Genomic DNA, 14,247 nt, shown 5'->3' with positions numbered 1-14,247 from the left:
CTAACCGATTCAGCATTGAATCATCACCCATGAAATCAACATCACTAAGGATAGTCTTATGAACATTAATGGAATTTTAGTCCCAATCGTTACTCCTTTTGACAATAACGGCAACGTTGATTCACAAAAATTAAAGACACTGGTCGAAGCTTTTATTGACCAAGGCGTAGCCGGTATCGTTGCCTGCGGTACCACAGGTGAATACTATACCTTTTCGGCTGCAGAGCATGAGTTGGTATTAACTACTATCGCTGAAGCCGCAAAAGATAAAGTCACCCTCATCGCTGGTATCAATAGCTTATCGACGGACCATTCTATTGAGCTTGCCGCCCAAGCCAAAGCTTTAGGTTATGACGGTCTGATGCTGTCTGCCACTCCTTACAGCTTGCCTGAACAAGACGGCATCATCGCTCACTTTGAAAAAGTCGCAGATGCAAGTGATCTGCCTATTATCATGTATAACTTCCCTGCTCGTGTTGGCGTTGCCATTGAATTTGATACTGTCGCTCATCTAGCCAAGCACCCTAACATCGTTGGTGTAAAAGAAAGTAGCGGCGACTTTAGTCATGCGCTACGCATGCTGCAAGCTGATTTTGATGACTTTGATGTGGTTTGTGGCTGCGATGATCAACCCATCGATTTCTTTTTTTGGGGCGCAAAAAGCTGGATTGCCGGTGCAGCTAACGTCTTCCCAGCAGAGCAAGTCGCACTATTTAATGCCACTCAGCAAGGCGACTGGGATAAAGCCAAACAAATTATGAGCGAGATTTATCCTGCCATCCATTCTATGGAATCTGGAAACTACAACCAAAAGGCTAAAGCGGGCTGCTTAAAAGGCAGTATGGATGTTGGCTCAGTGCGTGTGCCATTAACTGATATGCCAAAAGATGAGAAAGCAACGTTTTTAGCCTTATTGGCTAAATAGTACTCAGCTTAGTAAAACAACTTTAAGGATAACCAACGCTATATTTGATGCCGCAATCAAACTTTGAATCTATGGCATCGAAATTAGCAAATAAGGATTAGAAAAATGAGCACTAAAGAGCAAGCTACTAAAGAAAAAATCTATAAAGAACAAGTACTTGAGAAAGCAAAACAGCAACAGCTCTGGGCTGGTCACTTAATAGCGGCTGATCATTTATCAGACGCTACTTTGGACAATTACACGCCTATTGATAATAGCGTTATCGGTCAGATTGCCTCTGGTACTAGCGGTGATGTCGATATTGCCGTGCAAATAGCCCGCGATAGTTTTGAAAATGGTGAATGGCGTCGCCTGGCTCCAGCAGAGCGTAAGTCTGTTATGCAGCGCTGGTGTGCCCTGATGCATGAGCATTCTGAAGAACTTGCCGCCCTAGATTGTGTGGATGCAGGCAAACCAATTACTGAATGTTTAAACACTGACATGCCAGCGACTATTGAGACGTTCGAGTGGTATGCCGAAGCGGCTGATAAGATATTTGGTAAAGTCGCGCCAACTGGTAGCGCAGCTTTAGGGCTTATTGTCCAAGAGCCTATTGGTGTCGTTGGTGCAGTATTGCCTTGGAATTTCCCAGCCCAAATGTACGCGTGGAAAGTCGCCCCTGCTCTGATTATGGGCAACTCCGTCATTGTTAAACCAGCTGAGCTGACCTCATTATCTGCCTACCGTCTAACCGAGCTTGCCTATGAAGCTGGCGTGCCCAGAGAAGCTTTACAAATGGTCTGCGGTCTTGGTGAAAATGTCGGCGCTGCACTTGGTCAACATATGGATGTTGACATGGTGTCTTTCACTGGCTCGACTGAGGTCGGACGTCTGTTTTTACAATACTCGGCACAAAGTAATCTAAAAGAAATCGTCTTAGAATGCGGCGGTAAAAGCCCGCAAATAGTCTTTGACGATGCTGTACTCGATGACGCTGCCATTAACGATATCTTATCAGCCGCGTTTTGGAATATGAGTGAAAACTGTAGCTGTGGTTCACGTCTGCTGGTACATAGTAGCCAAAAAAAAGCGCTGCTTGAGCAACTAAAGAGTGGTCTAAAAGATTGGAAGGTTGGCTCACCTTACGACCCTGATACCGCCATTGGTCCTATGATTGAAAAAACACACTTCGATAAGGTTTGTCATTACTTACAAACTGCAAAGGATGAAGGTGCAACGATTGTCGCAGGTGGCAACATCCACACAGACTTAGGTAGTGGCTGGTATGTCGAGCCGACGATATTTGATGATGTTAGTGCCGATATGACTTTATTCAAAGAAGAAGTATTTGGCCCTTTGCTTGCAGTGACGAGTTTTGAGACTGAAGAAGAAGCTATCAAATTAGCCAATGAGACCAACTATGGACTCGCTGCTTCTTTTTATACCCAGAACATCAAGCGTGCTTATCGTGTGGCATCGTCTATTAAAGCAGGCACAGTCTCAATCAATGGTTTTTCAGAAGGTGATATCACAACGCCATTTGGCGGTTATAAGCAATCAGGGTTTGGCGGCCGTGATAATGGTTTAGAGGCTTTATCACAATACGCACAGACTAAAACCATCTGGGTGGTTAATTAGCTCACTTACTCAATAGGCACAGGTTATATAACCGTATTCACTAATAAAAACAGCAGCTTATCTGATTTAAGCCTTTAGTCACATACTTACAGGGAAGTAAGGTCATGGAAGCGATTATTAATACTATCGTCGGCTATATATGGAGCGATGCTTTAGTTTATTTGGCACTCGGTGTCGGCATTTATTTTACCGTTGTCACTCGCGGTGTACAGTTCCGCTATCTTAAAGAGATGGTTAGGCTGTTGTTTGATAAGCAAACCTCAACCCAAGGTATCAGCTCATTCCAAGCCTTTTGTATGGCATTGTCCGGTCGTATTGGGGTTGGTAATATCGCAGGTGTGGCCACCGCTATCGCAGCAGGTGGTCCAGGAGCGGTATTTTGGATGATTGTTATGGGCTTGCTTGGCGGTGCCAGTGCCTTTGTCGAGTCAACCCTTGCGCAGGTATATAAGCATGACGTCGATGGTCAATATCGCGGCGGCTCCCCTTTCTACATTGAGCGCGGCCTTAAGATGAAACCGTTCGCTATTGTAGTCGCAGCGGTAACCTGTCTTTCTTATGGCGTTTTGGTGCCCGGTGTACAAGCCAATACCATCGCCGACTCTTTTAATACCGCCTTTAATATTCCGCCCGTCATCACTGGGACCATTATCATTGCTCTATTGGCCTTTATTATCTTTGGCGGTGTCAAACGTATTGCCAGCTTTGCGGGCACAGTTGTCCCCTTTATGGCAATCGGCTATATCTTGCTCATGGTGATTGTTTTAGGCTTTAATGCTTCAAACCTACCTGCCATGTTCGCGCTCATTTTCAAAAGCGCCTTTGGTATGGATGCAGTATTTGGTGGTATTGTTGGTCTAGCGATTTCTTGGGGTGTACGCCGCGCAGTCTTTTCAAACGTTGCTGGTGCAGGCGAAGCCACTTTCAGCTCGGCTGCCGCAGAAGTATCTCATCCTGCCAAACAAGGCTTGGTACAGAGTTTTTCTATCTATGTTGATACGGTTCTTGTCTGTACCGCAACTGCGCTCATGATCTTGTCTACGGGCATGTATAACGTCATTCCAGCAGAAGGAATGGTGCTAGTCGAAAACATGCCAGGCATTGAAGCTGGAACCGCATTTACCCAAGCTGCTGTATCGACAGTATTTAGCCAATATGGCAGCGGTTTTGTCGCGATTGCTATTTTCTTATTTGCTTTTACTTGCTTGATTGCTTATTACTATATCGCTGAAACCACGCTCGTCTATTTAGATAGTAAGTTACGCTATCCGGTGCTAAAGCCGATATTAAAAGTGGTGTTTTTAATCATTTGCTTCACTGGCAGTATGCAATCAGTCGGCGTCATGTGGGCATTAGGTGATATTGGCTTCGGTAGTATGTGTTACCTCAACTTTATCGCTATCGTATTACTCAGTAAAACCGCTCTCAAAGTATTAAAAGACTACGATGAGCAAATGAAGCTGGGACTTGACCCTGTCTTTGACCCCCGAAAAGCAGGCGTTGAAAATGCAGACTTTTGGATAGGATATAGCGATAAACATGATAAGCGCTAAACAGCAATGATATAATCTCCCTAAACACAACCTTCTTTCCCAGACGATTAAAGTCCTCTAAACCACTATGATTTAGAGGGCTTTAATCGTATTAATAAACATTAAAATATTATTTAAGAGTCATTATTCAATCAATACAACTTGATCTTGTTAAAAAAATCATTGTCTAATAATAATTTCGGTCTGGCATTGACCTCTTTTAGACCCACCTTATGTTGCATCATAAGCTCTATGAGATTCATTTGATCGATGAGTATCAGACTGTGCGAATCCGTTGCATTGGCATATTCCTGCGCAGGCTTGGTAAAGCTTGTCGTGGTAATAAACAAGCCATGATGATTGGTTTTTTGTGGTGGATAAGCCCCTATGAAGTTTCTCAAATCGCCATTAGATATATTATTACCGGCACTATATAGTTTGGCTTGAATATAATAGTTATGCACCTCACCATCTGGGAAATCCTGAATAATCAGCCCATCAATGCCATTGTCATTCGAGCGTCCAGTATGACGCGATGTCAAATTACTCTCAGGACTTTCAATCTCTAAAGATCGTTCAATCATTTTTAGACAAAACCACTCAAACTGCAAAGGTGACAAGCTTTCAAGCTGCGCCATAATCATATCAGGCGTTACCTTGACAAAATCATTGCCCACAGTAGCATCTGCATAATTGTTCATAAACATAGACGTTCGGCGCTGAGTTTCTTCTATCAAATGATTAATAAGTGCATCGCCATTTTTACCATAAGCCGCAATATTGACTTTTTGCAGATCAGCAAAGGCTTTATTATCAAAACGGGTCAAGTTAGCAATATAATCACTATTTGGAATGCCTTCGTTAATGTATTGAGTAAAATTGTTTCCTGCTAACCAAAAATAGACTTTGCCAAACGGGTCTAAACGTATGATGTTTTTAGGCGTTACTTTTTCATCAAAAGTAATAAAATTAGCGAAATTCTGATTTAAATTGGGTACTAAGCTGAACTTGTCTTCTTTGACCAGCCCCATTGCGGACAAGCACAATAAAATTAGATCAACGATGTCATCATAACAAGGTGAGCCGTTATGACACTCATGGCGTATATCATAATTACTCATGTAATTGATTTCTTTATGATCATTGACAATTTGTGCTAACTTTTCAAACTCTCTATAAAATACCGTGCGACCAACGGTGTTCCGTGTACTCAAATTTTTTATGGTTTGTATACCCGCATTTAACATGTCACCAAATGCGGGCAGCTTCGTAATGTTACTCATAATATTATCGTCTTTGTTTGATTACATGAACATTATTGTGTGAAATAAGGCGTCGAATGGGCTTTGTTTCGCAATAACTTAAGGACAAATGTTTATGCTACCAACTATTAAGATAAAACACAGCAAAATTTTACCTTTATAAATAAGAAAAACAAATCCTCTCACTCAGATTAAAGCCTTTGAATCAGTGGCTGTCTACGGCAAATAATGCTATTATTGACGACCCCATTTAAAACGTATCAACATGGCTATCGAGGTCTTATTTACCTTTGAACATCCATATAAATAACGGATACACATCCTTTATTTTATCGATAGCTTATTGCTTTTGATCGTACTAGTAAGAGTCTTCTATGGCATTTGTACACCTTGGCATCCACAGCGAATATTCAATTACTGATTCTATCGTGCGTATCAAGCCGCTAGTGAAAGCTGCGGCGGCTGACCATCAGCGCGCGCTGGCATTGACCGATTTGTCCAATCTGTATGCCACGGTGAAGTTTTATCGTGCCTGCCTAGGTGCTGGTATCAAGCCCATTATCGGCAGTGAAGTCATCATGGAAAATGAAGACACACGGCTCACCCTACTCGCGATGGACAACGAGGGCTATCAAAACATCACTCGTATCGTATCGCTCGGCTTTACCGAAGGGCGCGCCGACGATGCCAATCATGGTGTACCAGTGGTCAAGCGCAGTCATATTTTAGCGCATGCGGCAGGCGTGATTGTCTTATTTACTGAAAAATCAGATGTCGGTCAGGCACTGGTCGGCTCTATGCCAGAAAAAGCCGATGAGCTGCTAATAGAATGGCAAGCGCAATTTGCTGATCGCTTATATTTTGCGATTAAGCGTACCAATCGCTCAGGTGAAGACGCCTTTATTAAAGCGGCTATTCACTCTGGTGCTAAGCATCATATTCCTATCATTGCCCACAATGACGTGCGGTTTTTAGAGCAGGATGATTTCGATGCTCACGAAGCGCGGGTTTGTATCGCAGGCTCTTACGTACTTGCCGACCAAAATCGCCCGCAGACTTATTCCGATGCGCAATATCTTAAAACCCAAGCACAAATGCAGCAGCTATTTGCTGATATTCCGCAGGTTATCGACAATACTTTGCGCTTAGCAAGCCGTTGTAATGTGACGTTGACGCTTGGTATCAACGTATTACCTGACTTTCCTGTGCCTGAAGGTGAGACGATTGAATCGTTTTTCCGTGCAGAATCTATCCGAGGTCTGAATAATCGACTAGATAAACTATTCCCCATCGAGAAACGTAGCGATAATTGGAGCGAGTTTCGCCAAAGATATGATGACCGCTTAGAGTATGAGCTAAAGGTTATTCTTTCAATGGGCTTTCCTGGTTACTTCCTCATCGTCATGGACTTTATCCGCTGGGCAAAAGCCAATGGCGTACCAGTCGGTCCTGGTCGTGGTTCTGGTGCAGGCTCGCTCGTTGCTTATTCGCTCAATATTACCGACCTCGACCCTATTCATTACGACTTATTATTTGAGCGCTTTTTGAATCCCGAGCGTGTGTCCATGCCCGATTTCGATATTGACTTCTGTATCGAAGGTCGCGACCGCGTTATTGATTATGTAGCACAAACCTATGGTCGTGAAGCGGTCTCGCAAATCATTACCTTTGGTACGATGGCAGCAAAAGCGGTAGTTCGAGATGTCGCGCGCGCGCAAAGTAAATCGTACTTCCTTGCCAGCAAAATGTCGAAACTTATTCCCAAAACACCGGGGATTACTTTAAGCCAAGCGCTTGAACAAGAGCCGCAGCTCAAAGACTTAATCTCCAATCCTGACAATATGGATTATGAAGATGCCACTGAAGTGTGGGAAATGGCGATTAAGCTTGAAGGTATTTGCCGGAACGTGGGTAAACATGCTGGTGGCGTATTGATTGCGCCGCACAGAATCACAGATTTTAGCGCAATTTATTGTGATGATGAAGGTCACCGTGTCAGCCAGTTTGATAAGGATGACGTTGAAGCGGTTGGGCTAGTAAAATTTGACTTTTTGGGTCTACGTAACTTGACCGTGATTGATGCCGCTGTCAGAAATATCAATCTGCGCCGTGCCAAAGAAGGCAAAGATGCGTTGGTGTTAGAAGACCTACCGTTAGATGATAAAAAAGCCTACAAGCTCTTGCAAGATGCTAAGACCACTGCCGTCTTTCAGCTAGAAAGTATGGGCATGAAAAAGTATCTGGCGAAATTACAACCGACCAACATCGAAGATGTGATCGCCATGTGTGCGCTCTATCGCCCAGGTCCGCTTGATGCTGGCATGGTAGAGATGTATATCGACCGTAAGCACGGTCGCGAGGAAGTGATTTATGACCATCCCAATCTTGAGCCGATTTTAGAAAATACCAATGGCGTTATTGTCTATCAAGAACAGGTCATGCAAATCTCGCAGGTCATGGCAGGCTATAGCTTGGGCGGCGCGGATATGTTACGCCGAGCCATGGGTAAAAAGAAACCTGAGGAAATGGCCAAACAGCGCGATATCTTTATCACTGGTGCAACCGCGCAAGGTATCGACGAAGCGACGTCAGGTGGTGTTTTTGATTTGATGGAGAAGTTCGCAGGTTACGGTTTTAACCGCTCGCATTCGGCTGCTTATGGCGTACTGGCTTATCAGACCGCTTACCTAAAACAATACTACCCTGCTGAGTTTATGGCAGCCGTACTCACATCAGATATGAACAACACTGACAACGTGGTGTTCTTTATCAATGATTGCCGTGAAAACTTTGATTTGACCGTGGTTAATCCATCGGTAAATCGCAGTGAATGGCATTTCGTTGCCGATACCCCAACCAATATCATTTATGGCTTAGGTGCGATTAAAGGCGTTGGTGAAGGCGCGGTCGAGTCTATCGTTGATGCACGCCGCCGTGAAGGACCGTTTAAAGACCTATATGATTTTTGTCGCCGCGTTGATATCAAAAAGGTTAATAAACGCACTTTAGAGGGACTGATAAACGCTGGTTGTTTTGATGACTTTGCAGCCACCCTACGACCAGATTTACCAGCCGATGAAGCGTACGAGATTCGCGGCGCATTAATGAGCCAGCTGCCAAGTGCCGTACAAGCTGCTGAACAAGACCGTCAGAACCGTGAAATCGGCATGATGGATTTGTTTGGTGAAATGGATGGTGTCGTCGCCGCGCCGCCACTGGTTATGACGCCAGAGCTGATTTGGGGTGATAAACATCGTTTAAAAGCAGAAAAGAACACGTTAGGATTGTATTTGACGGGTCATCCAATCAATGAATACTTGGATGAGTTAAAACGCTATACCTCAGGCACTCGTCTCGATAAACTGACTGACACGGGCTATAACGGTAGCTGTTATTTCGCCGGATTGATTATTGATATTGCCAACTTTGGTAATCGCAATGTCATTATCTTAGATGACGGCACTTCAAGGCTGGAAGTAAGCTGCTATGCCGAGCGTTTCAATCGTGTCAAAGAACAGTTGAAAATTGATGAAGTCGTCATCATCAAAGGCAGCATTCGTGAGCGTGATGGGCGTTTATTTGCCCGTCTTGATAGTGCCATGAGCATGGTCGATGCGCGCCTAAGATGGATGAAAAAAATCAGTATTAAAATTCATGGCAGCGACATCAATCTGCTGACGCGACTGCAACCGTTACTCAAGTCTGCACAAGCCAGCATTATTCCGGCACCAAAACTGTCTCATGACAACGAGCAAGACGAGCAAAGTGGCAGCTTTAATGGCAATAGTGGCTACGATGCTGCGATAGGTGGAAGTCTGTATGATGAAAATGGCAATGATTTATTGGCGCTAGAAAATGACATGAATCAAAATAGTGCTAATCAAAGTTATGCCAATAATGCTTTGAGCAATACCGACACCTCCATTAATGATAATTGTCTGCCACTGGGACTGAGCATTTATGAGAAATTTGGCATCGCTAACGTAGGGCTATCTGAGCACTGGCGCATCTACCCCAACGATGATAACTTACAGCAATTAAAGAATATGGTTAGTGAAGACAATTTGCATTTCCATTATAGCTAGGGCGTATCCTCATTTTAAAAATGGTGATAAAAATGAGATAAATTGCCGTCAAACAAGGAAGATAGCGACGTTAATATCGAGATATTGATAAGCTATTTGACGATGTTTAACAAAATTTAGCCATTTTTAACCCATTTAGAGAGTAATTGATTGAATTGAGGACACGCCCTAACACCTGAAGAACATTGACGTATTTATTACAAACCCTTTACCGTTTTAACTTTTAGAATTGGACATAAAACCATGGATGAAACCCCAAATAAAAATATGGCTCACCAAGCTAAAGAAATCATTAATCATGAGCAATTTGAAGACATGCGTGATTTATTAGAAGAAGACTTTGCTGACTTGATACAAGTGTATATCACTGATAGTCAGCAGCGAGTAAGTGCGCTGCGAGTCGCTCAGCAAGAAAATGACAATGCCAATGGTTTTGAGGTTGCTCATGCGCTAAAAGGGGCTAGCGCCAATTTGGGCACGACCCAATTAATGAACTTGAGCAGCCAGTTACAAGAGCGCTGCCGCGAGCGTCTTATCAGCGAGCAAGCGGCACTGATTGAAAATATCGCCGTCGCATTGCAACGCGCAGAACAAGAAATCAATCTAAGACTGGGATTATAATGAGTAATGATCCTACCCCTATATTAGCAGCATCTACTGTCCATCATACAGTGAGCGACTATTTGGCTTGTGTGCAAGTTGTCATGGTTAATACCACTTTGCCTGCCAATATTGGCTCAGCAGCGCGCGCCATGCACACAATGGGTTTGTCTCGTTTGACGGTTGTCGATCCTAAGCTACCAATTGATGAAACCAGTGTATCTCATGCAGCAGGTGGCAGCGAGCTGCTATCATCAGCCTTGATTGCACCTACTTTAGAATCTGCTATTGCGAATTGCCAGCTGGTATTTGCTGCCAGCAGTCGCAGTCGGCATTTGCCCCGCCCTGTCGTGACACCCACGCAAGCTGCTAAGATTATGTTTGATTTTATCGATAAACAGTCGGCGTTGAGCAAGGACGATAGCAACGCTGATACCCTATCGGCTGCTACTACTAGTAAACCAAATATCGCTATCCTATTTGGGCGTGAAGATCGTGGATTGACCAATGAAGAATTGGCTTATGCCGATTATCATATCCAAATTGATGCCAACCCTGCTTACCCTGTACTCAATGTCGCGTCAGCCGTGCAAGTAATCGCTAGCTTTATTTTTGCTTACGCGCAATCACACACTCAGACAGCGGATAGTTTAGATACTGCTTTGAGTACTACTACTCAGCCAATGCTCGATGTACATTTACGTCAGCAATGGGATGAACCCGCCATTACCCAGCAGCAATTGCAACAGCTGACCCATCGCACCACTGAACTGATGGCTCAACGAGGTTTAGCCGATAGCGAAAACTTGAAGTCATTACCATCGCGGCTGTCACGACTGGGCTCACGCCTACAGCTTGATCAAAAAGAGTATCAGCTACTCAGTGCTTTGATTGCCAAACTTGCAAACGACTAAAGCTTTTAATATGCAAGGTTTCTGGCATTGAGTTTCTATTGCATTAGCAGCCGTAGCATTTACAAATCCTATGATTTTAAAAATGATATGATTCAATAATAAAAAGGAATTGATGATGAATTGGAACGTTTATTTGTCCGGAGAAATACACACTGACTGGCGACAAAAAATCATGCAAGGCGCGAAAGACAAAGGTTTAGATATTACCTTTACCTCCGCAGTGACTGAACATGAAGCCAGCGATGCAGCTGGTGATGTGCTTGGTAAAGAAAATATTGGGTTCTGGCGCGACCATAAATCATCAAAAGTTAATGCGATTCGCACCAAAAACATGATTCAAAAGTGCGATATTGCTATCATTCGTTTTGGTGATAAATATAAGCAGTGGAACGCTGCCTTCGATGCCGGCTACTGCGCGGCTTTAGGCAAGCCGTACATTACCCTTCATGCTGAAGATATTATCCATCCGCTAAAAGAAGTCGATGCGGCGGCAATGGCATGGGCGCAAACGCCAGAGCAAGTTGTTGAGCTGCTAAAATATGTTGTCAGTGATAGCTAAGTCATAAATAATTGCCTATAGATAAATTGTCAATGACTGGTATTTCATCTGTCAGTCGTCTGTTTTTATTTATCGCTCATCGCTATATTTTGTGCTGCAAAGCTGCTATAACTAAATTGATTGTAATCAAAAATACGATAGGACAATTTATGTCATTGCCAACTGCCTTATTCAAATCACTTTCACGCATCAAAAAAGACCTAACAGAAGATATCGATGCGGTATTTAACCGTGATCCTGCTGCGCGTAATAGTCTGGAAGTCATCTTGACTTATCCTGGCATCCACGCGCTCGTCCTACATCGCGGTGCCCATTATCTTTGGAATCATGAACAAAAACTGGCGGCGCGCGTTATCTCATATGGTTCACGCATCATTACGGGTATCGAGATACACCCTGCTGCCAAAATTGGTCGACGATTTTTTATTGATCATGGTATGGGTATCGTGATTGGCGAAACGGCAGAGATTGGCAATGATGTGACCCTTTATCACGGGGTAACGCTTGGCGGCGTCTCTTGGAATAATGGCAAGCGCCACCCTACTTTGGAAGATGGGGTTATCGTTGGTGCTGGTGCTAAAGTATTGGGACCATTTACTGTCGGTAAAGGCGCCAAAATTGGCTCAAATGCCGTCGTAGTAAAGGCAGTACCAGCAGGTGCGACCATGGTCGGCAGCGCCGCTCGGATGATATCCGACCATCATGATGAAAAGGGCAATCCAATTGTCAAAAAAGTCGATGATGCCAAGCAACAAGAAAAAGTGGCGCAAGCTGCTTCTACAGATAATGGCATAGATAAAAAATCAATAGATGAAAAAGCCACCAACCGCTCAGCACGCGAAACTGCTTTTCAAGCCTATGGTATCGACCCATCCTCACAAGATCCTGTGGCTGAAGCTTTTGCTAAAATGCTCGAACATATTCAGCAATCAGAAAATCGCCTCGATCAACTACAAGCAGCGATGTGCAAAATCGATCCTAACTTTTGTAAAAAAGAATATGACAAACTATGCTTAGAAGATATCGATGTGATTGGCCGTGCCGATATAGATGAGATAGGCGCTGAGCAGAAATAAGGTGCTAGTTATTGTCGTTATTGAATAAAAAAGAGGCTAAACAGCCTCTTTTTTCCATTTTAATGACTTGATAAATAAGATTTATCGACTAGCCATTTGACAAACAACATTTATAAAAAAGACGAGTCAGGCTGGGTCAAAAACTCTACTTCTTCGCTACTCGAAACCCGCCCTAAGATGTCATTACGATGCGGATAACGACCAAAACGATCGATAATCACTTTATGTTTCAGCTCAGCATCCACGGTGTCTGCATTGGTATACTGCTTAAATAGCTTTTCTGCTTGCTGATGAATCAGTTTTAATTCGCTGTGCATATAAGGCATCAATAAAAACTTACGTTCATCCATCGTTTCAAGTGCCTCTAATGCACCGGCAGCCACCGCCTTTTGCGCGAGCGCGAGACTCATCGCATCTTGGGCAAAAGCCGCTGGCGTATCACGGTAAATGTTGCGCGAAAATTGATCCAATATAATAATTTCTGCTAAACGCCCCTTTATGCTACTACGCCACGCATAAAACTCTGCAGCCTTTGCTTGCTCAAGTATATCGCTGTATCGCTCTATTAGTAATTCATCAAACGCTATGTCTTTCTCAAAAAACTTCTCACTACCTGCCTCATCAAAACAGAAATTTAATATGTCGTTGTACATCATTCCCTCACTACATTATTTAAAAAAATCAGCCCAAAACATTATTCAAAGCTATGTTTAAAGCTATCATTTAAAAACATAAAGCTTTCACTTTTGGTTTCATAATCACTAAGGAGTATTTAGCGATTGCGTCCTATACTCTTTCATTATTCATAACTAAAAAAATAGGAAAACTCATGGCGCGTTTACAAGATAAAGTTATCATTATTACGGGTGCCGCCCAAGGCATGGGCGAGACTCATGCGCGTTTGTGTATGGCAGAAGGCGCTAAAGTCGTCTTGACCGATATTAATTCTGATAAAGGCGACGCATTAGCAAAAGAGCTTGGCGCTGATGCGTTATTTATCAAACATGATGTCACCAATGAAGATGATTGGGCGCAAGTCGTTAAAGAAACACAGGAAAAATTTGGTCGAATTGATGTACTGGTTAATAATGCAGGTATCACCACTCATAAATCTATTTTGGATACCTCTTTAGATGACTATCGCAAGATTCTAGAGATTAATCAGGTGTCGGTCTTTTTAGGCATGAAAGCAGTCATTCCAGCGATGAAAGCCGCCAAACAAGGTTCTATCATCAATATCTCATCAATTAATGGCTTGGTTGGCGGCGCTATCGGTTATACCGATTCTAAGTTTGCGGTACGCGGTATGACCAAAGCAGCAGCATTAGAGTGTGCCCCTCATGGCATTCGCGTGAACTCCATTCATCCAGGCGTCATCGCCACACCGATGATTATGCAAGGCGATACCAAAGATGCGGTTGAAGCATTTGCCAAAACTATTCCGATGAGACGTGTTGCTCAGCCAGAAGAAGTCAGCGGCATGGTGTTATTTTTAGCCTCTGATGACTCAAGCTACTCGACGGGGTCAGAGTTTGTCGTTGATGGTGGTTTGACCGCACAGTAGGCGTAATAGTTAAACTTTTTAAATGTGATATAGGCTGGGCATTTTGCTCAGCTTTCATTTTGGAAGGTTTTAAGAAAAATACTAGGGCGTGTCCTCAATAACTTTTACTTATT

At 43.4% G+C, this 14,247-nt stretch carries 11 protein-coding genes; 9 read left to right on the top strand and 2 right to left on the bottom strand.

Translation table 11 applies throughout. The features are described from left to right. Window positions 1-58 precede the first annotated feature (58 nt). From dapA to AK822_RS06415, 3 genes are all read left to right on the top strand, one after another. Window positions 59-925: a 4-hydroxy-tetrahydrodipicolinate synthase gene (gene dapA, locus AK822_RS06425; protein WP_060490990.1), complete on the top strand. Its 867-nt coding sequence runs from the start codon at window positions 59-61 to the stop codon at window positions 923-925. 105 nt (window positions 926-1,030) lie between these two features. Next, complete coding sequence (locus AK822_RS06420; RefSeq protein WP_060490989.1) at window positions 1,031-2,542, top strand: aldehyde dehydrogenase; 1,512 nt, start codon at window positions 1,031-1,033, stop codon at window positions 2,540-2,542. Between the two features lie 104 nt (window positions 2,543-2,646). Continuing rightward, complete coding sequence (locus AK822_RS06415; RefSeq protein WP_060490988.1) at window positions 2,647-4,095, top strand: alanine/glycine:cation symporter family protein; 1,449 nt, start codon at window positions 2,647-2,649, stop codon at window positions 4,093-4,095. Window positions 4,096-4,226: 131 nt separating this feature from the next. Here the strand turns inward: AK822_RS06415 and AK822_RS06410 are convergent, their stop codons facing one another. Further along, the gene (locus AK822_RS06410; protein ID WP_060490987.1) at window positions 4,227-5,357 is read right to left on the bottom strand and encodes a restriction endonuclease; all 1,131 of its coding nucleotides are present in this window, start codon (window positions 5,355-5,357) and stop codon (window positions 4,227-4,229) included. Between the two features lie 353 nt (window positions 5,358-5,710). Here AK822_RS06410 and dnaE point away from each other — a divergent pair, with 353 nt between their 5' ends. The 5 genes from dnaE to cysE all read left to right on the top strand — a co-directional run bounded on the left by dnaE (window position 5,711) and on the right by cysE (window position 12,570). Continuing rightward, window positions 5,711-9,421 carry a DNA polymerase III subunit alpha gene (gene dnaE / locus AK822_RS06405; protein ID WP_060490986.1) on the top strand — a complete coding sequence of 1,237 codons (3,711 nt, stop codon included), beginning with the start codon at window positions 5,711-5,713 and terminating at the stop codon, window positions 9,419-9,421. A 243-nt stretch (window positions 9,422-9,664) separates the two neighbouring features. After that, window positions 9,665-10,042, top strand: a complete 378-nt coding sequence (locus tag AK822_RS06400) for an Hpt domain-containing protein (protein WP_060490985.1) — start codon at window positions 9,665-9,667, stop codon at window positions 10,040-10,042. Beyond that, a complete protein-coding gene (locus AK822_RS06395; protein WP_060490984.1) occupies window positions 10,042-10,935 on the top strand; it encodes an RNA methyltransferase in 894 nt (297 codons plus the stop codon). Before AK822_RS06400 ends, AK822_RS06395 begins: the two co-directional genes overlap by 1 nt. Before the next feature lie 115 nt (window positions 10,936-11,050). After that, on the top strand, window positions 11,051-11,494 hold the full coding sequence (locus tag AK822_RS06390; protein WP_205628064.1) for a YtoQ family protein: 444 nt from the start codon (window positions 11,051-11,053) through the stop codon (window positions 11,492-11,494). A 188-nt stretch (window positions 11,495-11,682) separates the two neighbouring features. Beyond that, window positions 11,683-12,570: a serine O-acetyltransferase gene (cysE, locus tag AK822_RS06385; RefSeq protein ID WP_372887051.1), complete on the top strand. Its 888-nt coding sequence runs from the start codon at window positions 11,683-11,685 to the stop codon at window positions 12,568-12,570. Window positions 12,571-12,680: 110 nt separating this feature from the next. Here the strand turns inward: cysE and AK822_RS06380 are convergent, their stop codons facing one another. After that, on the bottom strand, window positions 12,681-13,226 hold the full coding sequence (locus AK822_RS06380) for a DUF924 family protein (protein ID WP_060490982.1): 546 nt from the start codon (window positions 13,224-13,226) through the stop codon (window positions 12,681-12,683). Between the two features lie 173 nt (window positions 13,227-13,399). Here AK822_RS06380 and AK822_RS06375 point away from each other — a divergent pair, with 173 nt between their 5' ends. After that, window positions 13,400-14,134: a glucose 1-dehydrogenase gene (locus AK822_RS06375; protein ID WP_060490981.1), complete on the top strand. Its 735-nt coding sequence runs from the start codon at window positions 13,400-13,402 to the stop codon at window positions 14,132-14,134. Window positions 14,135-14,247: the final 113 nt, after the last annotated feature.

It is taken from the genome of Psychrobacter sp. P11F6 (genome assembly GCF_001435295.1).
Lineage (GTDB): Bacteria > Pseudomonadota > Gammaproteobacteria > Pseudomonadales > Moraxellaceae > Psychrobacter.
The sequence above is the reverse complement of the archived record's forward strand: the minus strand, read 5'-3'. Positions and strand labels throughout refer to the sequence as shown.

Excerpts from the sequence above, each read along its gene's own strand:
- dapA (WP_060490990.1), top strand. The coding sequence starts at position 59 with ATGAACATTAATGGAATTTTAGTCCCAATCGTTACTCCTTTTGACAAT.
- AK822_RS06420 (WP_060490989.1), top strand. The coding sequence starts at position 1,031 with ATGAGCACTAAAGAGCAAGCTACTAAAGAAAAAATCTATAAAGAACAA.
- AK822_RS06415 (WP_060490988.1), top strand. The coding sequence starts at position 2,647 with ATGGAAGCGATTATTAATACTATCGTCGGCTATATATGGAGCGATGCT.
- AK822_RS06410 (WP_060490987.1), bottom strand. The coding sequence starts at position 5,357 with ATGAGTAACATTACGAAGCTGCCCGCATTTGGTGACATGTTAAATGCG.
- dnaE (WP_060490986.1), top strand. The coding sequence starts at position 5,711 with ATGGCATTTGTACACCTTGGCATCCACAGCGAATATTCAATTACTGAT.
- AK822_RS06400 (WP_060490985.1), top strand. The coding sequence starts at position 9,665 with ATGGATGAAACCCCAAATAAAAATATGGCTCACCAAGCTAAAGAAATC.
- AK822_RS06395 (WP_060490984.1), top strand. The coding sequence starts at position 10,042 with ATGAGTAATGATCCTACCCCTATATTAGCAGCATCTACTGTCCATCAT.
- AK822_RS06390 (WP_205628064.1), top strand. The coding sequence starts at position 11,051 with ATGAATTGGAACGTTTATTTGTCCGGAGAAATACACACTGACTGGCGA.
- AK822_RS06380 (WP_060490982.1), bottom strand. The coding sequence starts at position 13,226 with ATGATGTACAACGACATATTAAATTTCTGTTTTGATGAGGCAGGTAGT.
- AK822_RS06375 (WP_060490981.1), top strand. The coding sequence starts at position 13,400 with ATGGCGCGTTTACAAGATAAAGTTATCATTATTACGGGTGCCGCCCAA.